The sequence below is a fragment of the Brevibacterium ammoniilyticum genome (genome assembly GCF_038429965.1).
Lineage (GTDB): Bacteria > Actinomycetota > Actinomycetes > Actinomycetales > Brevibacteriaceae > Brevibacterium > Brevibacterium ammoniilyticum.
This window is the reverse complement of record NZ_BAABNP010000008.1, coordinates 171,645-193,256: the sequence shown is the minus strand read 5'-3', so window position 1 is coordinate 193,256 and position 21,612 is coordinate 171,645. Positions and strand designations below refer to the sequence as shown.

The window sequence follows — 21,612 nt, the reverse complement described above, 5'->3', positions numbered from 1 at the left end:
GTCGTACGCTTGAGTGCGTGAGTCTCTCCACCTTCACCCCCGCCGAGGCGGTCGAGCTCGCCGTCGTCGAGCGCAGCGGATTCGTCGAATCCCGTCATCTGGGTTCCGCCGTCGTCCTCGCCCCCGACGGTTCCGAGATCCTGCGCCTCGGCGCCCCTGACCGGCCGATCTTCACCCGGTCGAGCCTCAAACCGCTCCAGGCGATCGCTGCGATGTCCCTCGGCGCGGACGTCGCCGGCCCCGCCGCAGCTCTCGCCACCGCCTCCCATCGGTCCGAGGCCGGTCACGTCGCGGTCGTCGCCGAGATGCTCGAGTCCGCGGGGCTGAGCGCCTCCGACCTCCGCTGCCCGTCCGTCCATCCCGCCGACGGCGCGTACCGGCGCAGCCTGAGCGAGGTAGGAGACCTGAAGTCGCCCGTGCACTTCAACTGCTCCGGCAAGCACGCGGCCTTCCTCCGCGCCGCCCGTGCGATCGGCGCGGACACGGAGAGCTATCTCGATCCCGCCCATCCCGTGCAGGTGCGGGTCGCCGAGGTGGTCGAGGCGCTCTCCGGGGAGCGCCCGGCCGCGGTCGGCACCGACGGGTGCGGGGCACCCGTGTTCGCGCTCAGCCTCACGGGCCTTGCCCGGGCGATCGGCCGGGTCGTGGCGATGGGATCCGGGACATCGCCCGCCGAGGCGCTCGCCCCCTTCGCCGAGCATGCCCGCACTCTCGTCGACGCCGTGTTCGCCGACCCATGGGCGATCGACGGACACGGGAGACCGAACACGACGGTCATCGACCGCCTCGGCGTCTTCGCGAAGGGCGGCGCCGAAGGGGTGATCGTCATGGCCACCCGCGACGGGCACGCGATCGCCCTCAAATGCCTCGACGGCTCCTCCCGCCCCACCGGACTCGTCGCCCTCACCCTGCTCCGGCGGGCCGGGGCGCTGCCGGACATCGGCGAGGACGAGCTGACCGAGGTGGCCGGTCTCATCACCGACCCCGTCACCGGCGGCACCGATTCCGAGGGGCGGACAGCGGTTGTCGGCACCGTGCGGTTCAGCGAAGATGCAGCAGGAGGAGGCCTGATCTGACATGGCGATTCGACGACGAATAGACCCCGATGAGGGCAGGCGCGCCCTCGAACTGTGGGCGGCCCAGGCCGAGACCGACGGGACCACCGCCGACCGGACGACGCTGGCGACGGCGGTGCGCTTTACGCTCGAGGAGCTCGCCTCGAGGGCCGAGGGCAACAGCGTCGAGGTCCGCGTCCCGCCCTTCGGTGTCACCCAGTGCATTCCCGGTCCCCGCCACACCCGCGGCACTCCGCCCAACGTCGTCGAGACCTCCGCCGAGGTGTGGCTGGCCCTCGTCACCGGGCGCACCGACTTCGCCGCGGCGCTCGCCGCAGGCAGCCTCACCGCCTCGGGCACCCGCGCCGACCTCAGCGAGTTCGTCCCCCTCTTCACCCCGGCCGAACTCGAGGTGCCCCGGTGAGCGCGCAGATCACGCAGACGACCTCGTTCATCGGCGGACGTCACGTGCCCTCCCTGACGACGTATGCGAACATCGACCCGGCCACCGGCGACCACCTCGGCGACGTCTCCCGAGGTGGTGCCGACGAGGTCGACCGGGCGGTCAAGGCCGCCGCGAAGGCCCAGCGCGAATGGAAGCGCTCGAGTCCCGAACAGCGCTCCCGACTCCTCGTCGCCACTGCCGCAGCGATCCGCACCCACCGGGACGAACTCGCCCGGATCGAATCCGAGGACACCGGCAAACCGCTGAGCCAGGCCTACGCGGACGTCGACGTGTGCGCCCGCTACTTCGAGTTCTACGGTCACGTCATCGAGTCCTACTACGGGCAGACGATCCCGCTGTCTGCGGACATGCACGTCTACACCCGCCGCGAACCCTACGGGGTGACCGGGCACATCGTCGCCTGGAACTACCCGCTCCAGCTCATCGGCCGGGCCGCTGCGACCTCGCTGGCCACCGGCAACTGCGCGGTCGCGAAACCCGCCGACGAGACCCCGCGCTCGACCGTGCGCCTGGCCGAGATCATCCACTCCGTCGGATTCCCCGCGGGAGCATTCAACGTCGTCACCGGGCTCGGCGCCGAGGCAGGGGCGGCGTTGGCCGCCCATCCCGGGGTCAGCCATCTCGGGTTCGTCGGGTCCACCGAGGTGGGGTCGCGCATCGCCCATGCCGCCGCCGAGAGGGTCGTGCCCACGATCCTCGAGCTCGGAGGGAAGTCCGCGAACGTCGTCTTCGCCGACGCCGACGTCGATGCCGCCGTCCCCTCCCTCGTGCGCTCGATCATCCAGAACGCCGGACAGACGTGCTCGGCGGGTGCGCGCCTCATCGTCGCCGAGGACGTCCACGCCGAGGTCATCGAGAAGATGGCCCGGGCGATGGAGCAGGTGACGATCGGCCACGGCCTCGACGACCCCATGCTCGGCCCGCTCATCTCGGTCCGGCAGCAGGCCCGCGTGGAGGGGTTCCTCTCCGACATCGGCGACGCCCGGATCGTCACGGGCGGCAGCCGTCCCGACGGACTGGCCGCTGACCTCGGTGGGGGTGCGTTCATCGCTCCCACCCTCGTCGACGGCGTCACCCCGGGCTCGACGATCGCTCAGCAGGAGGTGTTCGGTCCCGTCGTCGTGGCCATGACCTTCGCCGATGAGGCCGAGGCCGTGGCCCTGGCCAACGGCACCGAGTACGGCCTCGTCTCAGCCCTGTGGACCAAGGATCTCTCCCGGGCCCACCGGGTCGCCGCCGAGGTGGAGGCCGGTCAGGTCTTCGTCAACACGTACGGGGCCGGCGGGGGAGTCGAACTGCCCTTCGGCGGGTTCAGGAAGTCCGGGTACGGGCGGGAGAAGTCTATCGAGGCCCTCGACGAGTACACGCAGACGAAGACCGTCGTCATCAAGCTGTGAATGACCGCTGACTGAATGACCACTGACTGAATGGCGCCATCCGTCCTCGCCCTGGTGCTCGTCGCCGCGGTCGCCCACGCCGTGTGGAACCTCGCCGCGAAGACAGTGACCGGCAGGGGCTATGCCTTCGTCCTCTCCTACCACGGGCTCTCCGCGCTCATGCTCGCCCCGATCGCCGGGTGGATCCTCGTCTCGGGCGCCCAGCCGATCGACTGGCGGCTCCTCGCCGCGGCCCTGCTCAGCGCCGTCCTCCACATCGGGTACTCGATCTCCCTCCAGTCGGGATACGACCATGCCCCGCTCGGCGTCGTCTACCCGAGCGCCCGCGGGTTCGGGCCGGTGCTCACGATCATCGTCGCCGTGGCTCTCCTCGGGGAGAGGCCGGGCTGGGTCGAGATCGCCGGTGCCCTCATCGTCCTCGCAGGCATCGCCGTGGTCACGGTGCAGCCGCGCGGGATCACCGGTCAGGCGGTCTCGGACGGGTCGTCGGGAGTGCGGCGGGGTCTGCTGTGGGGCGGGCTCATCGGGACGTTCATCGCCGGCTACACGCTCTGGGACGACTTCGCGGTCAACCACGTCACAGCCTCCCCGCTGCTCTACTTCGCCGTCTCGGAGACCTGTGTGGCCCTCATCATGGCGGCAGGCCTCGTCACCCTCCCCGGCGGGGCGAGCAGGCGGGCGGACCTCCGGGTGATCCTCACCGAGCACAAGCGGGCGCTCATCACCGTCGCGATCCTCTCCCCGGTGGCCTACCTGCTCGTCCTCTACGCGATGCAGCGGGCGCCCGTGTCCCTCGTCGCCCCGGTGCGGGAGACGTCGATCATCGTCGGCACCCTGCTCGCGTGGTGGTTCTTCGGGGAGCGGGGCATCGCCGCGAAGCTCACCGGCGCGATCGTCGTCGTCGCCGGCATCGGCCTCATCGCCCTCGGGTGAGGGCGCTCAGCTCTCGAGGCTGAGGCGCTCAGCTCTTCGGGGCCTTCTTCCGACGCGGCACGCGGACGACGCGGACGGGGCAGAGCGCATGGGCGAGCACACCCTGCGAGGTCGAGCCGAGCAGGGTCGCGGCGAAGCCGCTGCGGCCCCGGGAACCGATGACCATCTGGTCGGCGGTCTGGGTCGCGGCGACGAGCACCTCGGTGGCCGGTGCGTCGCAGATCGTCCACCGGACGTCGAGGCCGTCGAACTCATCACGCAGAGTCGCGGCGGCGAGTTCGAACGCGGCGGCCGCCTCGTCGTAGAGCTTCGTCAGGTGCTCTTCGCTCGGCAGCCATTCGGGGGAGAGGATGTGGGCGGCGGTGACGCCGACGAGGTGGAGCGGCGTGCCGTAGATCTGCGCCTGCTCGGCGCCGGCCCGCAGGACCGGGCTGTCGGTGTCGAACGGGTCGAGGCCCGCGACGATCTGGTTCGTGAACTCGGGGTGGCTGCCGGGGCCGGTCGAGGCGTCGACCGTGGGCCCCTCCTGCGAGGTGCGCACGGGCGGTTCGATCGGGTTGTGCTCGTCGTGCGGGGGACGCTCGGGCCAGGTTGTCGGGATGACGACCGTCGGGCAGTGGGCATGCGCGGGCATCGCGAGCGCCACCGAACCGAGCAGGCGTCCGGAGAAACCGCCGTGGCCGCGGGCGCCGACGACGGCGAGGTCGGCGTTCGAGGAGGCGTCGACGAGGACTCCGGAGGCGTCACCGGGGACGACCATGGTCGAGACGGGAACTCCGGCGTCGGACACGACGGTGGCGGCCGCCTCGGCGAGCTGCTTCGTCGCATCCTTGACCGAGTTGTCGAAGTCGGCCGGGTAGACGATGTCGGCGCGGCTCATGTTCATTCCGGGGACCGTATATGCGGCGATGAGGCGGATCTGCGCTTCGGTGAGCTTCGCATGGTCGATGGCCCAGTTCAGCGCGCACCGGCTGTTGGCGGAGCCGTCGATTCCGACGATGATCGTGTGTGACATGTCCACCCCTTGTGAGAGCCTTCCCGTATCCGCTTCACAGTCTATGGGATTGCCTGGGAATCGGGGCGGGCCCGCTCGACTAGACTGACTGCGTTTGTGACAGCCGGCCGCCCGGGCCGCTGACCTCTGACAGGGAGAGCATGAAGGACCAGATCGACGTCTCGGTGCGTCGCAGCCCCAAGTACGCAGTGTTCATGGGCGCGGGCGCGATCCTCGGCGTCCTCATCGCCGGGCTGCTCACGCTCATCGTCGATCCCTCGCAGATCCCCGCCGAGTACACCGTGGCCAAGGGTGCAGGCCTCCTGCTCATCTTCCTCGGCGTCGGCGGACTCTTCCTCGGCGGGCTCATCGCCCTCCTCCTCGACTGGCGCGGCCGGAAGCGGGCCCGTGAGTACCGGGTCGAGGCGCAGATCGACATGGTCGACGACCCCAAGGTCGTCGCCGCCCGCCGGCTCGCGGAGATGCGGGGCGAGACTCCCGCGGATCCTGCCGGTGACACTGCGGATTCCCCGGTGGATTCTCCCGCCGAGGCGGCCCCCGAGTTCCCTGCGAACGAGACGGACAGCCGGGGTGACCTGGGTCGAGGCTGAGACGCCTGAGCGAGCTCCTGAGGCCGTGGTCGGCGGGCCCACAGCGGTGTGAGACAATTCTTCACGTGGCAAGAGGAGACGGGCAGCTGACCCACGAAATCGACCCCCTGGACCGCGGCCCGCAGGACGCCTGCGGAGTGTTCGGAGTCTGGGCTCCGGGCGAGGAAGTCGCCAAACTCACGTACTTCGGGCTCTACGCCCTCCAGCACCGCGGACAGGAGTCCGCGGGCATCGCCGCCTCGAACGGCAGCCAGATCCTCATCTATCGGGACATGGGCCTCGTCTCGCAGGTATTCCACGAACGCGATCTCGAGCTCCTGCAGGGCCACATCGCCGTCGGGCACACCCGCTACTCGACGACGGGATCGCCGTCGTTCGAGAACGCCCAGCCCACCCTGGGCCCGACGCCCTTCGGCACGGTGGCGCTCGCCCACAACGGCAACCTGACGAACTTCGACGAGCTCGAAGCACTCGCCGACTCCCGCAGCGATGACGCGAACCGGGTCGTGGCGGAGGCGACGAAGAAGCGCACCCGCACTCGCGCGTTCCGTGACTCCTCGAACGACACCTCGTTGGTCACCGAGCTCTTCGCGACCGAGGAGGGGGAGAACCTCACCGATGCGGCGCTGCGCCTGCTGCCGCAGGTCGACGGCGCGTTCTCGCTCGTGTTCATGGACGAGCACACCCTCTACGCCGCCCGCGACCCGCAGGGTGTGCGGCCGCTCTCCCTCGGCCGGCTCTCGAACGGCTGGGTCGTCGCCTCGGAGACCGCTGCCCTCGACATCGTCGGCGCCTCCTATGTCCGCGACGTCGAACCCGGTGAGCTCATCGCCATCGACGAGGACGGGCTGCGTTCGTTCCGCTTCGCCGAGGCGAAGCAGGCGCACTGCGTCTTCGAGTACGTCTACCTCGCCCGGCCCGACAGCGTCCTCGACGGGCAGATCGTCCACGGTGCGCGCACCGAGATGGGGCGCAGGCTCGCCCAGGAGTTCCCCGTCGACGCCGACCTCGTCATCGCCACCCCCGAATCGGGGACACCGGCCGCCGTCGGCTACGCCGAGGAGTCCGGGATCCCGTTCGGACAGGGCCTGATGAAGAACGCCTATGTGGGACGGACGTTCATCCAGCCTTCGCAGACGCTGCGCGAACTCGGCATCCGCCTCAAGCTCAACCCGATCCGCGAGAACATCGAGGGCAAGCGCCTCGTCGTCGTCGACGACTCGATCGTGCGCGGCAACACGCAGCGCGCACTCGTGCGGATGCTCCGGGAGGCCGGAGCCAAGGAGATCCACATCCGCATCTCATCGCCGCCCGTGAAGTGGCCGTGCTACTACGGCATCGACTTCGCCACCCGAGCCGAACTCATCGCCAACGGTCTCAACGTCGAGGAGATCTGCACCTCGCTCGGCGCCGATTCGCTCGGATACATCTCGCTCGACGGCATGATCGAGGCGACGAAGCAGAAGCGCGACCGGCTGTGCACTGCGTGCTTCTCCGGCGAGTACCCGATTCCCGTCAACAACACCCCCGCCGACAAAGGATGCTGAGTTGAGCCACGACGAGACCGCCGCGCACCCCGACCAGCCAGCGCAGTCGACGACCTATGCCGCGGCCGGCGTCGACGTCGAAGCCGGAGACCGGGCCGTCGAACTGATGAAGTCCGCGGTCTCGGCCACGCACAACGCCAACGTCGTCGGTGGCGTCGGCGGCTTCGCGGGGCTCTTCGACGTCTCCGTGCTCAAGGACTACCGGCGTCCCCTGCTCGCGACCTCGACCGACGGCGTGGGTACGAAGGTCGCGATCGCCCAGGCCCTGGACAAGCACGACACGATCGGCTTCGACCTCGTCGGCATGGTCGTCGACGACATCATCGTGTGCGGGGCGAAGCCGCTGTTCATGACCGACTACATCGCGTGCGGCAAGGTCCACGCCGAACGGATCGCTGCGATCGTGCGCGGCATCGCCGAGGCGTGTGCGCAGGCCGATGTCGCCCTCGTCGGCGGGGAGACCGCCGAACATCCCGGTCTCCTCGGCGTCGACGAGTACGATGTCGCGGGCGCGGCGACCGGCGTCGTCGACGCCGAGAACCTGCTCGGTCCCGAGAAGGTCGACGCCGGTGACGTCCTCATCGCCCTGCCGTCCTCGGGCATCCACTCCAACGGCTACTCGCTCGTGCGGCACATCATCGCCGAGGCGGGCTGGACCCTCGACCGGGAGGTGCCCGAATTCGGCCGCAGCCTCGGTGAGGAGCTCCTCGTGCCCACGCACGTGTACACGGGCGAGCTCAATGCCCTCTTCTCCGCCCTGCCCGGCGCCGTCCACGCCGTCTCCCATGTCACCGGCGGGGGACTCTCGGCCAATGTCGCCCGCGTCCTGCCGCCCGGCCTCGTCGCCGCGATGTCGCGGGACTCGTGGGAGGTCCCGGCTGTGTTCTCCGTCCTCGGCGACCTCGGCGGAGTGCCGCGTGCCGACCGTGAGCGGACGTGGAACCTCGGCGTGGGCATGGTGCTCGTCACCGCTGCCTCCGCCGTCGACGAGGTGCTCACGGCGACCCCGGGATCGTGGGTGCTCGGCGAGGTCCGCACCGACGACGGCTCGCTTGCCGGCGAACTCGACTACGTCCAGGGCGCCAAGGGCGTCGACGGGGGAGCGGCGATCCTCCGCTGAGGGAGTTGACAGCGCAGTCGCACTGCAGACAAAGCGGAAGGGGCGGAGACCGAAGTCTCCGCCCCTTCCGCGGTGTCTGTGTTCAGCGAGTCAGCTCAGGACCTGCGCTCCGTGTACTCGTCATCGTCGTCGTCATCGACGTTGTACTTGTCGGCGTACTCGGAGTAATCGGGTTCATCGTCGTAGGGATCGGACGCACCGGACTTCTGCGAGTCGGCGCCAAGCTCTTCTTGGAGACGATTCAGGTCGGTGTCCGGGCTGTAGTACTTCAGCTTCCGGGCTACCTTGATCTGCTTTGCCTTTGCGCGGCCGCGACCCACTGGCGTGACCCCCTCCGTCGTCATGTGGGGTGTGCTACCCCGGACTAGATCTCTGCTATGCGCTTAAATCCTACCTGTTCGCGGTGGGAAGTTCCATTTCGGGAAGCGACCTTGGATAGGGTGATCCCATGTCCTACAGTCGCGAATATCTCGTCTCCCTGCGGATCTTCGAGCCCATCGTGGTCCATTCCGAATTGCAAGACAGGCAGGTCGAGGACAACCGGACGCGGACCGAGGAACAGGTAGCGGCCGACGCGGACCAGCGCCTGATCTCGCTTCCCCCGAACCCTGTGGCTGAGTCGTTCCGGTCCACACCCATCTTCCTTCCGGCGTCTCAGACCCCGGACGGAGTGGATCGGTTCTGCCCCGCGCAGGAGGACATCCGCAGCTGGGAGGCGCTCGAGTCGCTGACCGAGCACACGTCGAAGGCCACGCTCGACATCATCGCCCCGAAGTCCGCTCGCCGACGGGCGGCGAGCCTGCGCGCGGAATGGCTGCAGGACACGAAGGACACGCGGATCTTCACCCGCGTCTCGGCGTGGGACGTGCCGCCGGCGTGGTGGCTGTTCTTCGCCCTCGGCGAGGACCAGGTCATCACCGAGGAGACCGAGGCGGGACTGCGTGTGCTCATCCGCACGGACATCCTCGCCGCCTCGGCGCGCATGGAATGGGCCTCGGAGACGATCGCGGAGAAGTCGAAGGTCGTCGACATGGTCGAGCAGACCGCGGTGCTCGCTCAGTGGATCGACAGTTTCGACATGAACTCGATCCTCGAGCTCGACCTCGGCGGGATGAGCGAGGTGCTCTGGCCCAACGAAGGCCCGGAGCTCGTCGACGAGTGGGTGACGGCGCTGAGCAACGACGACACCGAGACCGCGACCTCGGCGTTCCAGAGGTACGCGGCCGCATGGGAGCAGCTCAACCTCTACGCCCGCGGTTCGNGCTGAGCCACCCTGCGCAGGGTTGCTCAGCGCCCGGAGGGTTGCTGAGAACGGCGAGATGCTGGCCACAGGCCGGGCCGAGGCTGAGGATCGAGGCCGACGCGGGACGCTACGATTGACCCCGAGACTCCGCCTGCGGCACGAGAGGATGAGCACCGCACCACATGGACGAGAAGAAGCACCGTCTGCTCACGAGCACACCGCCGGGCACCGCACCAAGCGCAACATCAGGCACGGCACCGAGCAAAGGGCCGGAGGACCCGGCACCCGCCTCGGCGAGGGAAGCCGGCGACCCGGCACCCGCCTCGGCGAGGGAAGCCGGCGACCCGGCCCCCGCCTCGGCGAGGGAAGCCGACGACCCGGCTCCCGCCTCGGGGAAGGGACGGAAGCCGATGTCGACGCTCGGCATGGGCTGGCGGATCGCGGTGACGGCGGTCGCGCTGATCATCCTCACTGCGGGGCAGTTCCTCAACACGAACGACTTCTTCCCGCTCGGCTCGCTCACGCAGTACGCGACGGCGAAGGACCTCAACGGCGAGGTCAACTCGACGTGCATCGCCGCCCAGTTCCCGGGTGAGGACGAACCCAGGCGGCTCGCGTTCAACACGGCCACGGTCGGCATCGAACGCGGCGACGTCGAATCCCAGCTGCAGCGGGTCATCGACAACCCCGAGCTGCTCCAGACGCTCGCCGACTCCTACATCCGCCTCCACCCGGGCCAGCCGGAACCGGAGAAGATGATCCTCTGCCGGGACACGACGCAGCTGAGCAACGGCCGCAGTGTCGGCGAACCCGTCACGCGCACCCTCGCCGAGTGGGAGGTGCGATGAGCAGCACGCAGTCGAGTGCCACGCAGCTGAGTCCCACGATGACCGGCCCGCGGCGCAACGCGTTCCTCCGCTGGTTCATGCCCGAGGTGCCGCTGGCCCGGGTCGCGGTGTTCCGGGTCTTCATCTACCTCTTCATCATCATCGACGTCCTCACGATCTCCGGCGACGTCATCCCGCATGGGTGGACCCCGGAGCTCTACCAGCCGCTGTGGCTGGCCAGGGTCCTCGGGATCCCGCCGGTGAGCGTGCTCGGCGCACAGATCCTCCTTGCGTTCATCATCGTCTTCTCCCTGCTCGCCGCTGCCGGGATCTGGCAGCGCATCAGCGGCTGGGTCGTGGCGATCACGTTCGGGGCGTGGATGTTCTACACGCAGGGCTACGGGTACGTCGCCCACGACCACATGGCGCTCGTCATCGCCGCCGTCGTCCTTCCCACGGTCGGGGTGGCACGGTTCCGGGAGGTGGGGGTCACCTCGGCGAAGGCGGGATGGGCGCTGCGCGTCGTCCAGATCGCCGTGGTGCTCACGTACTTCTACTCGGTGCTCATGAAGTGGATCGCCTCGGGCAACATCACCCACTGGGCCAACGGTGCGGTGATCATCTGGGCGCTCATGCGCCGCGGCGCCGAGTGGTCGAAGCCGTTCCTCGAGATGCCCGGCCTCCTCATCGCCGCGCAGTGGGCGACGCTCGCCTTCGAGTTCCTCTCTCCGATCGCCCTGTTCATCAAGGGCAAGTGGCTCTACTTCGTCGTCGCCTTCTTCTGCCTCTTCCACCTCATGACGTACTTCGCGCTCGGCATCCACTTCCTCCCCACCGTCATCTGCTGGGCGGCGTTCCTGCCGCTGGAGAAGCTCGTCCCTCGTCGGTTCGCGACAGCGCGTCGAGCACGCGCCTGACCGCGACCCTCTCGGCGGTGACCGGGCGCATGACGGCTGAGACCCACCGCGTCGTCGTCACCCCGGTGAGCGGAATGAGGGTGAGCCCGGCATCCGCCGGCGTCGTGTACCGGGGGAGGAGTGCGAGCTGGTCCGAGGAGGCGACGATCGCCTCGATGAGCCGGTTGTCGCGGATGCGCTGGACGACGTCCAGGTCGCGGCCGGTCAAGTGTTCGATCGAGGTGAGCACCGAGTTGAACGGGTAGCCGACCGGCACTCCCACCCACTGCCGGTCGACGACATCGTCCGGGGTCAGCCGGGACTTCTGCGCGAGCGGATGGGCGTCGGCGACGGCGACGTCGATCGGCTCCCGGGCCAAGGGCACGACGGTGAGGCCCTCGGTTCCCGCCGGCCGTTCGGAGACGAGGCTGTGGGCGATGACGATGTCGACGTCCTTCGTCAGGCCCGCGAACTCGTGTTCGGCGAGGTCGACATCGTGCGTGCGCAGGCTGATGCCCGGGTGCGTCTCGGCGAGCTCACGCAGGGCGTCGGGCAGGAGGTAGGTCAGGGCGCTCGGCAGTCCGGCCAGCGTGATCTCCCCGACCGGTTCGCCGAGGTGGTCCTCCCAGTCGGCCTGCACGCGCGCGATCGCGCGGGCGACGTCGCGTCCTCCTGCGGCGAGCAACCGTCCGGCCGGGGTGAGGGCGAGTCCGCGACCGGCCGGTTCGGCGAGGGCATGACCGAACTCGCGCGTCGCTTGACGCAGCTGCTGGGAGACGGCCGACGGCGTGCGATGGGTGAGTCGGGCGACCTCGGTGACGCTGCCGTGCTCGTCGAGGGCGCGCAGCAGCTCGAGGTGACGCGGGTCGATGACACGCTGCACGGAGACCATGAAGTCATGCTACACATTGCATGAAGAACTTTGCGATTGTGCTCAAGAGTTGTGGCGGTGAGGATGGAGGCATGTCCGTCAAGCACTGTCTCCTCGCCGCCTCCGTGGCCGTGATCTGGGGTCTGAACTTCCTCGCGATCGACCTTTCGCTCGCCCAGTTCCCGCCGTTCTTCCTCGTCGCTGCCCGCTTCGCGGTGCTCGCGGTCCCCGCTGTGCTCTTCGTGCCCCGACCGCAGGTGAAGGTCCGGTGGATCCTCGGCTACGGGCTCGGCTTCGGGATCCTCCAGTTCGCCTTCCTCTACTGGGCGATGGCGACGGGAATGCCGGCGGGGCTTGCCTCGCTCGTCCTCCAGGCATCGGGGCCGTTCACGGTGCTGCTGGGGATGACGGTCCTGCGCGAGCGGGTCCGTGCCTCCCAGATGGCGTTCCTGCTCATCGCGATGGCGGGCCTCGGGGTCGTCGGCTGGCAGCGCCTCGATTCGTCCGCGAGCTTCCTGCCCTTCCTCCTCACCCTCGCCGGCGCCTTCGGGTGGGCGATCGGCAACATCTGCAACCGGCAGGCGCATTCGGTCGAACCGGTGAAGTTCACGATGTGGATGTCCGTCGTCCCGCCGGTCCCGATGCTCATCCTCGCCCTCATCGTCGAAGGGCCCGAGCGGATCGGGACGTCCCTGACGACCTTGGCGACGCCGACGGGTCTGCTCGGTGTTGCGGGACTGGTCTACACGGTCGTCATCGCGACTGTCATCGGCTCGGGCATGTGGTCGTGGCTGATGTCGCGCAATCCTGCCGGGGTCGTCGCCCCGTTCTCGATGCTCGTCCCGATCGTCGGGATGAGCGCGGCGTGGCTCGTGCTCGGAGAGACGGTGAGCCTCGGCGAGCTGTGCGGGGCCGGACTCGTCATCGTCGGGGTGCTCGGTGCAGGGCTCAAAGCGGCGAAGGGGGCGAAGATCGCGGACCGGGAGACGGCCCTCGCCGAGGCGGTGCCCGAGCCGGTGCCGGGAGTGCCCGAGCCGGCCGAGGCTAGGCGCTCCGTGCCCGACGTCCCCGCGGGGACGCGGGAGGAGAACGTCCCAGCGGGGACGTCGTGCGAGGGCGCTTCCCGGGGATAGCCGCAGCCCAGGAATTACGTGTCGAAGACCGTCTAGGGTGTGAGCATGTCCGAGAACTCCTCCGATCGCGATGGTCCCGATTCCCCAACCGGCGTTCGTCCCGCCGCCGACGCCTCTCGCCTCACCGTCGACGATCTGCTCGCGTCCCCGCGGGGACGCTCGCTGCTCTATGCGATCGTCGGCGCCTCAGAGATGGATGCGGGGACAGATGACGAGCCAGTGGGCGACGGTGACGTCGAGACCGTGGGCGACGGTGACGTCGAGCCGGTGGACGATGTCGAGGTCGACCCGGCGGACGTTCTCGGCTGGGCCGCCCTCACCGCCGCCGAGACGATCGATCGCGAATGGGAGACCGGTATCCTCCTCTCTGATTCCGGGGCCGACTTCGCCGAGCTGCGTGAAGCCGATGCGGCTGCGGAAGCCATCGGGCTGGGTCGTCGGACTCCCCGCGTGCCCAGCCAGGCCGAACTCGAGAGTGCGATGGCCGACGTCATCGCCGGCGCGATGTACTGGCAGCCGCCTCATCCCGAAGACATCGTTGCGGCCGACCCGGCGATGATCGAAGTTCTGCGACCGTGGGCCGAGGTCATCGTCGACAGCGGCCTGCTCGACGCATGGTCGGTGGGACCCGATTTCGATGACCTTTGGGAACTGACGTGGGACGATTCGGATCACACCGGCGACATCCCGTCTCGCCTCAGTGCGGATCCGGCCACGTTGATGTCGGGAGCTGACAGTGCACCTCCGTCGGATGCTGCTGCAGCGGCGCTGCGCGCGTGGTCGGCAGAGGTCGCCTCCAGTGAGAGCGAGTATCGGCAGGTGTTTGCGAAGGATCCGCGCATGGCGGGCAGTGGCGAATGGTGGTCGACTCCCGCGCATGAGCTGGTGACGACCACCGGCACGTGGCCGAGCGGAGAGCCGATCGGACTCAGTCTCTTCGAGGACGATTTCGGGCTCAGCCGGGCGCGGGCCTGTCGGCTGCGCCTTCGGGACACGTTCAGCGTATTCATCGTCGACGGGCCCGAACAGTGGGCTGCTCTCTGCCGGAAGTATCCGCTTGATGTCACTGCCCAACGGCGTCAGGTGTGGTTCGAGGCGACGGGACGTCGCGGTCGCTGGGTCATCCCGGATTGGTCGCGGGTGGCCGAAGACTGCGACGGCGTCTACGTCAGCCTCGCCGGTTACCTGCGCACGGCGGGTGCCGTCGTCGACGTCGGCGATGCGGACCGGCTCCCAGAATCGGCGGGGCGACCAACTGTCGGCGACACCGATGACCGCATCGCGAGCCTCATGGCCGGGTGGAACCCCGACACCACGTACTGGCTCACGGATGCCGTCGCGGGCATCACCGAGGTCGCGGACTGGGCCCGGGACGACGAGAGCGGTGCGTGGCTGACTCAGCCCCGTCCCTCACGCCCGTAGGTGAGGCGACGCAGCACCACCTCGGCGGGGCCCTTGCGGTTCCGCGACTCCATCCATGTCGCCAGGGCGAGGGAGGCGATCCACACGCCGATGGCCAGCAGGAACGCCGGGGTCGTGTTCCACGTCCGACCCAGACCGAAGCCCCACGCGGCGAGCAGCGGAGCGAAGACGAGGGACTGGAAGAGGTAGAAGGTCAGCGAGCGTTTGCCGAGGTAGGCGATCGGCAGGAGCAGCCTCGGCGGGCGCTCCTGGACACGGAGGCCGAGGAGCCCGAACAGGGCGGCATAGCCGAGGCCGGCGCAGGCTCCGGTGACGGGGGTGAGGACCGTGGTGATCTCGACCGTCGCCGAATCGGAGGGCACCCACCCCAGGTAGGCGAGTGCCTGCGGGAGATTGCCGAGCACCCCGAGCGGGATGCCGACTCCGGCGACGAGACCGAGCCGAGGCCGACGAGGCGAACCGGCATCCTGTCCGCACAATTCGATCCACCGGTGCCTGGCGGCGAGCCCGCCTGTGATGATGACCAGCGGCACGGTGAGCGAGAGGGTCCCGAGCACGGTCGCGAGCAGCCAGACGAGGAGGCGGACGCCGACGGCCAGGAGGTAGTTCGTCTCGCCGGTGCCCTGCGTGAGCAGGAGGGTCGTGAATGATCCGGCGTCGTCGCCGAACATCGGCTCGTCCGTCGTGTCTCCGGCGAGGGCCTGGGCGAGGAGGATCATGCCGACCTGGGCGAGGAGCAAGAGGCCGAGGATTCCCAGCAGCACCCAGAGGGTGATCATCAGCGCCCGGTCACCGGCGCGTTGGATGAGGTAGCCGAGGATGAGCCCGCACAGGCCGTACGCGCCGAGGATGTCGCCGCCGAAGAGGAGGGCGGCGTGGAGGACACCGAAGACGACGAGCCAGAGGTTGCGCCGCAGAAGCATCGCGGTGATCGTGCGCGGATCGTCGCCGACGGCGGCGCGGTTGCGGGAGAACTGGACGATGCCGTACCCGAAGAGGAAGGCGAACATCGGGTAGATGCTGCCGTCGACGAAGAGGATCGTGAGCACCGAGAGGACCCGGTCGAGCAGGCTGCCGCTGGCCGGGTGGCCGCTGAGCGAGGTCGCGGCCTGGGTGCCCCAGAGGTAGACGGAGACGTTGGCGATCGCGATGAGGCAGAGCATGAGACCGCGGGCCAGGTCCGGGGCGAATGCCCGCCGAGGTGGGGCTGCGGCGGTTGCTGGCAGCCCGACGGGCACCGGCGGTGCGGCACTCGGGACAGCGGACGTGCGGGGGTACTCGGGGTGCGTCATCTCGTACCTCGGGTCGGGAGCGTCGATCAGCGGGGCGTGGTGTGGTCAGTCCTGCGGGGAGAGGCTGGGCACCTCGGTGATGCCGAAGCGGTGCTTGAGTGCCCGTTGCGCGGCAAACCAGCCGTTCATGCCGTGGACGCCGGGGGCGGGCGGGGTCGCCGACGAGCACAGGTAGGCCCCGGGCACGCCGAGGCTGTAGTTGTCCCAGTTCGTCCGCGGGCGGGCGAGCATCCGGTAGAAGGTGATGATGCCGGTGGCGATGTCCCCGCCGATGTAGTTCTGGTTGTGCTCGGACATCTCCGAGGCCGGCACCGACCGGTAGTCGACGATCGTGTCGCGGAACCCGGGGGCGAAGCGTTCGAGCTGCCCGATGATGTAATCGGCCGGGTCGATGGGGCAGTTGAAGGGGACGTGGCAGTACGTCCACAGCGGACGCAGGCCGTTCACCTCGCGGGAGGGGTCGAAGACGGTGGGGTCGGAGACGAGGCAGACCGGGTGGTCGGGCATCCGGCCGGCGACGACCTCGCCTTCGGCGGTGGCCATCTGCTCACGGGTCCCGCCGAGGTGGACGGTGCCGGCGCGCGCGACCTCGGGGTCGGCCCACGGCACGGGTCCGTTGAGGACGAAGTCGACCTTGGCCGCGGCGTTGCCGTGTTTGAAGTCCCGCAGCGCCCGGTCGACGTGGGCGGGGATGAGTCCGGAGAAGATCTCGGCGGCATTCCACGCCGAGGTGTCGAGGATGTAGGCGCGGGCCGCGGGCATGTCGGAGACATGGTCGACGCGGACCCCGGGCGTGACCCGGCCGCCGTGGGCTTCGAGGTCGGCGACGAGGGCGTCGGTGATCGCCTGCGAGCCGCCGACGGGGGAGGGCCAGCCGCCGGCGTGGGCGATGGTCGCGAGCATCGTCGCGGTCGCGGCAGTGCCCATGCCCGGCAGGGGGCCGATCGCGTGCGAGCCGACACCGGTGAACAGAGCCTGCGTGGTCTCATGCGAGAGCGGGATGTTCCACGCGGGGCTCGCCTGCGAGAGGAGGCGGAGACCGAATTTGACGACGTTGGCGATGCCGGAGGGGTCGCGCAGGGTCGGCGGCAGGGAGCGTTTGTCGCCGAGGGAGAGCCAGATCGTGTCGTCGACACGGTCGAGGAGGGGGCGGAAGAAGCGGTCCCATTCGGGTCCCGCCTCGCCGAGGTGCTCGACCGTCTTAGCGAGATCGTGGAAGGCCAGCGCGGCGGGGCGCCCGTCGAGGGGCTGGGCGTAGGAGATCTCGGGGGTGGTGAATTCGAGGCCGCGGGCGCGCAGGTCGAAGTCGACGAAGAAGGGGCTGGCGATCGCGAGCGGGTGGACGGCCGAGCAGATGTCGTTCACGATCCCCGGGGCCAGCCCGAGGTCGAGGGTGCGGGAGCCGCCGCCGATCGTCGGCTGCGCCTCGAGGACCTCGACGGTGAGTCCGGCTCGAGCCATGGTGACCGCAGCCGCCATGCCGTTGGGTCCGGATCCGACGACGACGACATCAGGCTGGGTGCTCATGTCCTCAGTCTAGGGGAGGGGCCTGACATGAGGTGCCGGGCCGGAGGTGTCGGGCCTGGGGTGTCGAGCGTGCTGCGGGGACGGTCAGAACTCGCCGAGGCCGTTGCGGAGGATGTCGCGAAGCACGGAGCGGTAGAGGCCGAGTTCCTCGAAGCCGTCGATTTCGGAATCCCCCAGGGCCACGGTGTCCGTTGTCAGTTCCCTGACGCAGACGACGCTGCTCGATCCGAGCGCATCTGTGCCGAACAGGAGGAGGCTTGCGACGATCGCGGTCTCGGTGCTCGGCAGCGACCTCGTCGCCAGAGACGCGACGCGGGGGTCGAGCGGGCCGGTGGGAGAGTCGTCGGGGACGAGCGAGTGGAGTTCGGGGATCGTCTCGCGCATCAGACGTGAGGGTTCGTCGTCGTCCTGGTCGAAGCTGTCGATGAGTTCGAGTTCGCGTTCGAACGTCATCCGTGACAGGGCGCCGACGAGGAGGTTCTCATCGAGCAGCGGGGTGCGTCGGGTGTACCACCGGATGACGTCCTCGGAGTCGGTGGTGAGCACGAGTGACCAGACGGCGCTGACGTCGACGTCTTCAGGGAGCGGAAGGAAGGCCCAGCCGTCGAAGATCTGCCCGAACGTCGTGATCGGAGGGGACGTCGGGTCGCCGCTGAGGACAAAGGTCACTTCGGTCGCCGGAGCCGTGCGGTCGGATTCGGTGCTCGTCTGGCCCTCGGCAGTCGCCTCGGAACCGTCTGCGGCGTCAGCTCCATCGGCGTCGTCGTCGAAGGGGCTGAAGGAGAGGGTCTCGGCGAAGCGCGTCTGCGCGACGCGGAGCAGGCCCTCGATGAGTTCGCTGCTGACGTCTTCGTTGAGGAGCTCGACGTTGCCCGATTCGAAGGGGTCGTCGTCGCAGATCAGGGCGACGTACCGACCGGTGGGTTCGTGACCGTCGGGAAGCGGGTAGACCATGAGTCGGGACAGTGCCGCCGAGGCTTCCTCGACGAGGACGTCGCCGCTGAGATCGGACAGGGTGCGGTCCTCGGGCTCAGCGGTCTCGTCGGCGTGGTCCTCGGACCCGTCATCGCTGTCGACCCACGTATTCGCGGCCTCGGTTTCGACGAGGAAGCCGGAGATCTGGGCGAGGATCGTCGAGTACGACGCCCCGTCCGAGGTCCGTTCGATCCAGCCGGTCTCCCCGTCCGAGTCCTCCGTTTCGAAGTAGCCCCACACCATGGTTGGGAAGAACTTCGGCGGCACGGATTCGATGATCTCCGGGCTGAACACTCCGAAGGGAATGCGGTCGGAGTCGGGGACGGCGGGCGAATCGTTCATCGGTCAATCGTGCCACGGGAGGGGCGGTGCCGCGGCCGCCGAGGTCTACGAGTCCTGAGACCGGTACGCCTCGTCGAAGAACGCGCGCTCGAGCCCGACGGCTCGTCCCCACAGCGCGGTCAGCCGGTCCCGGGTCGCGACCGCCTCGGCGTCGTCCCCTCGAGGCACGACGCGTTCGAGTTCGTCGACGAGGAACTGCACCCACGCGGCGAAGTCCTCACCGCGGTGGAGGTCGATCCACCCGACGTGGACGTCGCGGGTGGGCATCTCGCGCTCCAGCTCACCCCAGTCGAGGTAGAGCCATTCGGCGATGACGAGGACGACGAGGAGATCCGGGTACGACGCCGAGGCGACCGCCCCCTTCATGACGTCCCGGAAGCCCGCGGTCGGAGCCAGCAGGACCGGGTCGGCGTAGTCGGCGGGACTCACCCCCACCTCGGCGAAGGCGCGGATGAAGTACGAATCCTCTTCGGCTTCGAGGAACCCGAGCTGACGGGCGAACCGCAGCTTCGCCTCGATCCGGTCGGCGTGGGCCACACACGCGCCGAGCATCGCGAGGAAGTCCTCGAAGAACTGATAGTCCTGGATGAGATAGGTCGCCATGACCTCGTCGGGCACGGTGCCCGCGAAGAGCTCCTCGACGAACCGGTGACCGACGGCCGCCGCCCAATCCTCGTCGGCTGACCTGCGCAGCGCCTCGACGGCACCGCCTGCTGGCACAGTGATCATTCGTGTCCTCCAACTTCCTCCGCCGGCATTGCCCGGATCAGGTGTAAGGGTCTGCGTGCGCACTCTCAGCGCCGGATTCGGCGCTCCCCTGTGGTGGTTCGAGACTATCTCACATCGCCGGAACTGCGGCACCCGCCGGCGCTTCGGTCACCTCGCCGAGGCGGTCGGCGAGGACCTTCGCGATCCGGGCTGCCGCCGGCTGGCGTCCGGCCGCTCGCTCGGCCTCCTCGACCGCGGAGTTGTAGTTCGTGTTCGTGTTGATGTCGTAGACGACCTGCCGGCCGTCGGCGGTTTCGATGAACTCGACCCCTGCGAAGTCGATGCCGAGATCGCGCAGGAGCGCTTCGAGCCGGCGGATGAGCAGGGTCTCGGCGGTGATCGACTCCCGCCGGGTGAACTGGGCGAAGGGCGCGCCCGCACTGCCAGCGCCGCCCGCGCTGCCCGCGCCTGGGATCTCGCACGCGTCGGCGGGGCAGAGTTCGAACGTGCCGGCCGAGACGTCGACGGCGACCGCGTAGTGGAAGCGTCCGCCGATGAACTCGGCGCGGGTGATGAACGGTTCGGCGGGCTGGAGGTACTCCTGGACGAGCGTGATGCCGTCGACCGGCTCGTTCGCCCCTCCCGGACCGAAGTCGGCGATGACAGCATCGAGTTCGGCCTGTGCATCGAACCGCCGCACACCCAGGCCCTTGCCGCCCTGGTTGTGCTTCGTGATGAACGGGGGAGCGAAGTCGGCGGCCGCCTCGGCGAGGGCACCGGATCCGAACGCCGCAGCCGTGCGGGGAACGTCGAAGCCGCGGGACGCAAGCTCCCGATGCTGCCGGATCTTGCTCACCTCGAGCTCATAGACGTCCGCGCCGTTGACGACCGTGCGCCCGGCGGCCTCGAGCCACGCGAGTACGGCCCGGCCGTAATCCTTGACGTGCGGGTCCGTGCGGGTGTGCGAGGACGCAGAGAGTCGGGACCAGAAGATCCCCTCCGGCGGCTCCGCAGAGAGGTCGATCGTCGACCCCGGCAGCAGCCATTCGACGAACTCGACGCCCTGGGCTGCGAGCGCCTCGGCGAAGGGCGGAATCCACTCGGGATTGTCGTGGATGATGTAGACCGCGGGACGGTCGGCGACGGGCAGCTGATGGGTGCGCATGGAGCCTCGTGTCATCGGTTCGGATTGCTGGGCATATTGCTCAACAATTCTACGGGTCGCGGGATTCCCGTCGCCGCCCTTCTTCGTGTCCGTCCACCGGCGTAGACTCTGCACCATGGCTATCGCAAAGCAGCCCGTGGTCGTTCTCGATGCTCCGGATGCTGGTGAGCTCGCCAAGTTCTACGGCGACCTCCTCGACTGGCAGGTCCGCGTCGACGACGACGGCACGTGGGCAGAGATCACATCCGACTCCTGGCCGCCCATCTGCTTCCAGCAGGTCGAGGACTACCGTGCCCCTGGCTGGCCCAGCCAGGACCATCCGCAGCAGATGCACATCGACGTCATGGTCGACGACCTCGACACCGCCGAAGCACAGGTCCTCGAACTCGGCGCCGGGAAGGCCGAATTCCAGCCGGGTGAGACCTTCCGCGTCTTCCTCGATCCCGCCGGCCACCCATTCTGCCTCTGCGTGAACTGACAGCCTGGGTTAAGCCGTGCGCCTACGATGGGGGCCATGCGCCGCATCGCCTCCTTCGCATACATCACCCCCGCAGCCTGGGCCAACGGTGCCGGGGAGACGACCGAACTCGTCTCCCTCGCCGAGTCCGCAGCTCTCACCCCTGACCGTGCGCGATGGCGTCTGAGCATCGCCCGCCTCGAACGGCCCGGGCCGTTCTCCTCCCTGCCCGGCGTCGATCGCACGTTCCTTCCCACCGCCGAGGTGGTCCTCGAGATCTCCGGCACCCCGCACCGGGCAGGCCCCGGCCGTCCCCTGCGCTTCCCCGGCGATTCCGAGGTCGTCCTCACCGAGCTGAGTGAGCCGTGCTTCGCCGTCAATCTCATGGTCGAGGCCGGCGGCAGTCTGCAGGGCCTGACGATGATCCCGGCACCGAGCGGAACCGCGCGCTTCGTCCTCACCCTCGACTCCGACGAGCAGTGGGGACGGTTCGACCTCCTCGAACTCGACACGGGGGACGAACTGCCCGACCGCCTCGGCGCCGTCGGATTCGACTGACACCATGATCCTGGGGAAAACGTGCGAGTCGCGTGTACCGGCGATCACACGGCACGGCATCATCGCTGGTCAT

Annotated in this window: 22 protein-coding genes and 1 riboswitch; of the genes, 14 read left to right on the top strand and 8 right to left on the bottom strand. The window is 69.0% G+C overall.

Features of this window, described 5'->3' with window-relative positions:
* The first annotated feature begins 17 nt into the window (after positions 1-17).
* Genes AAHA49_RS11445 through AAHA49_RS11430 form a run of 4 tightly spaced genes read left to right on the top strand, consistent with a single transcriptional unit; the run spans position 18 to position 3,851 of the window.
* Positions 18-1,076 (top strand): asparaginase, encoded by a 1,059-nt coding sequence (locus tag AAHA49_RS11445; RefSeq protein WP_342038372.1) that lies wholly within the window; start codon positions 18-20, stop codon positions 1,074-1,076.
* A gap of 1 nt (position 1,077) precedes the next feature.
* Entirely contained in the window at positions 1,078-1,479 is a 402-nt protein-coding gene (locus AAHA49_RS11440) for a sterol carrier family protein (RefSeq protein ID WP_342038371.1), read from the top strand.
* The gene (locus AAHA49_RS11435) at positions 1,476-2,918 is read left to right on the top strand and encodes an aldehyde dehydrogenase family protein (RefSeq protein WP_342038370.1); all 1,443 of its coding nucleotides are present in this window, start codon (positions 1,476-1,478) and stop codon (positions 2,916-2,918) included. Before AAHA49_RS11440 ends, AAHA49_RS11435 begins: the two co-directional genes overlap by 4 nt.
* A gap of 30 nt (positions 2,919-2,948) precedes the next feature.
* Positions 2,949-3,851, top strand: coding sequence for an EamA family transporter (locus tag AAHA49_RS11430; protein WP_342038369.1), 903 nt, complete (start codon positions 2,949-2,951; stop codon positions 3,849-3,851).
* 28 nt (positions 3,852-3,879) lie between these two features.
* Here the strand turns inward: AAHA49_RS11430 and AAHA49_RS11425 are convergent, their stop codons facing one another.
* Positions 3,880-4,866 carry a universal stress protein gene (locus AAHA49_RS11425; RefSeq protein WP_342038368.1) on the bottom strand — a complete coding sequence of 329 codons (987 nt, stop codon included), beginning with the start codon at positions 4,864-4,866 and terminating at the stop codon, positions 3,880-3,882.
* Between the two features lie 140 nt (positions 4,867-5,006).
* Between AAHA49_RS11425 and AAHA49_RS11420 the strand changes: the two genes are divergently transcribed.
* The 3 genes from AAHA49_RS11420 (at position 5,007) to purM (ending at position 8,123) form a co-directional block, all read left to right on the top strand.
* Complete coding sequence (locus tag AAHA49_RS11420) at positions 5,007-5,456, top strand: hypothetical protein (RefSeq protein ID WP_342038367.1); 450 nt, start codon at positions 5,007-5,009, stop codon at positions 5,454-5,456.
* A 65-nt stretch (positions 5,457-5,521) separates the two neighbouring features.
* Positions 5,522-7,003, top strand: a complete 1,482-nt coding sequence (gene purF / locus AAHA49_RS11415; protein ID WP_342038366.1) for an amidophosphoribosyltransferase — start codon at positions 5,522-5,524, stop codon at positions 7,001-7,003.
* A 1-nt stretch (position 7,004) separates the two neighbouring features.
* Positions 7,005-8,123, top strand: a complete 1,119-nt coding sequence (gene purM, locus AAHA49_RS11410; protein ID WP_342038365.1) for a phosphoribosylformylglycinamidine cyclo-ligase — start codon at positions 7,005-7,007, stop codon at positions 8,121-8,123.
* 95 nt (positions 8,124-8,218) lie between these two features.
* On the opposite strand, the gene AAHA49_RS11405 is transcribed toward purM, so the two are convergent.
* Positions 8,219-8,443 (bottom strand): DUF3073 domain-containing protein, encoded by a 225-nt coding sequence (locus AAHA49_RS11405; RefSeq protein ID WP_339393847.1) that lies wholly within the window; start codon positions 8,441-8,443, stop codon positions 8,219-8,221.
* 128 nt (positions 8,444-8,571) lie between these two features.
* On the opposite strand from AAHA49_RS11405, the gene AAHA49_RS17900 reads away from it, so the two are divergent.
* The 3 genes from AAHA49_RS17900 (at position 8,572) to AAHA49_RS11390 (ending at position 11,110) form a co-directional block, all read left to right on the top strand.
* Positions 8,572-9,390: a DUF8083 family protein gene (locus AAHA49_RS17900; protein WP_342038364.1), complete on the top strand. Its 819-nt coding sequence runs from the start codon at positions 8,572-8,574 to the stop codon at positions 9,388-9,390.
* Positions 9,391-9,548: 158 nt separating this feature from the next.
* On the top strand, positions 9,549-10,214 hold the full coding sequence (locus AAHA49_RS11395; protein ID WP_342038363.1) for a hypothetical protein: 666 nt from the start codon (positions 9,549-9,551) through the stop codon (positions 10,212-10,214).
* Positions 10,211-11,110 carry a hypothetical protein gene (locus AAHA49_RS11390; RefSeq protein ID WP_342038362.1) on the top strand — a complete coding sequence of 300 codons (900 nt, stop codon included), beginning with the start codon at positions 10,211-10,213 and terminating at the stop codon, positions 11,108-11,110. The genes AAHA49_RS11395 and AAHA49_RS11390 overlap by 4 nt, the downstream gene beginning before the upstream one ends.
* On the opposite strand, the gene AAHA49_RS11385 is transcribed toward AAHA49_RS11390, so the two are convergent.
* The gene (locus AAHA49_RS11385; protein ID WP_342038361.1) at positions 11,031-11,981 is read right to left on the bottom strand and encodes a LysR family transcriptional regulator; all 951 of its coding nucleotides are present in this window, start codon (positions 11,979-11,981) and stop codon (positions 11,031-11,033) included. The genes AAHA49_RS11390 and AAHA49_RS11385 overlap by 80 nt on opposite strands.
* Positions 11,982-12,052: 71 nt before the next feature.
* Between AAHA49_RS11385 and AAHA49_RS11380 the strand changes: the two genes are divergently transcribed.
* A complete protein-coding gene (locus tag AAHA49_RS11380) occupies positions 12,053-13,093 on the top strand; it encodes an EamA family transporter (protein ID WP_342038360.1) in 1,041 nt (346 codons plus the stop codon).
* Positions 13,094-13,138: 45 nt separating this feature from the next.
* Positions 13,139-14,515: a hypothetical protein gene (locus AAHA49_RS11375; protein WP_342038359.1), complete on the top strand. Its 1,377-nt coding sequence runs from the start codon at positions 13,139-13,141 to the stop codon at positions 14,513-14,515.
* On the opposite strand, the gene AAHA49_RS11370 is transcribed toward AAHA49_RS11375, so the two are convergent.
* From AAHA49_RS11370 to AAHA49_RS11350, 5 genes are all read right to left on the bottom strand, one after another.
* Positions 14,491-15,807, bottom strand: a complete 1,317-nt coding sequence (locus tag AAHA49_RS11370; RefSeq protein ID WP_342038358.1) for a DUF418 domain-containing protein — start codon at positions 15,805-15,807, stop codon at positions 14,491-14,493. The genes AAHA49_RS11375 and AAHA49_RS11370 overlap by 25 nt on opposite strands.
* A 45-nt stretch (positions 15,808-15,852) precedes the next feature.
* Positions 15,853-17,334: a phytoene desaturase family protein gene (locus tag AAHA49_RS11365; RefSeq protein WP_342038357.1), complete on the bottom strand. Its 1,482-nt coding sequence runs from the start codon at positions 17,332-17,334 to the stop codon at positions 15,853-15,855.
* Between the two features lie 84 nt (positions 17,335-17,418).
* Positions 17,419-18,651 (bottom strand): hypothetical protein, encoded by a 1,233-nt coding sequence (locus AAHA49_RS11360; protein ID WP_342038356.1) that lies wholly within the window; start codon positions 18,649-18,651, stop codon positions 17,419-17,421.
* Positions 18,652-18,696: 45 nt separating this feature from the next.
* Positions 18,697-19,380: a TenA family protein gene (locus AAHA49_RS11355; protein WP_342038355.1), complete on the bottom strand. Its 684-nt coding sequence runs from the start codon at positions 19,378-19,380 to the stop codon at positions 18,697-18,699.
* Positions 19,378-19,480: riboswitch (TPP riboswitch) on the bottom strand. (Overlaps the previous gene by 3 nt.)
* Before the next feature lie 9 nt (positions 19,481-19,489).
* On the bottom strand, positions 19,490-20,524 hold the full coding sequence (locus tag AAHA49_RS11350) for an ATP-grasp domain-containing protein (RefSeq protein ID WP_342038354.1): 1,035 nt from the start codon (positions 20,522-20,524) through the stop codon (positions 19,490-19,492).
* 115 nt (positions 20,525-20,639) lie between these two features.
* On the opposite strand from AAHA49_RS11350, the gene AAHA49_RS11345 reads away from it, so the two are divergent.
* Both AAHA49_RS11345 and AAHA49_RS11340 read left to right on the top strand, forming a co-directional pair.
* Positions 20,640-21,002, top strand: a complete 363-nt coding sequence (locus AAHA49_RS11345) for a VOC family protein (RefSeq protein WP_339394014.1) — start codon at positions 20,640-20,642, stop codon at positions 21,000-21,002.
* Positions 21,003-21,038: 36 nt separating this feature from the next.
* The gene (locus AAHA49_RS11340) at positions 21,039-21,539 is read left to right on the top strand and encodes a HutD family protein (RefSeq protein ID WP_342038353.1); all 501 of its coding nucleotides are present in this window, start codon (positions 21,039-21,041) and stop codon (positions 21,537-21,539) included.
* Positions 21,540-21,612 lie beyond the last annotated feature (73 nt).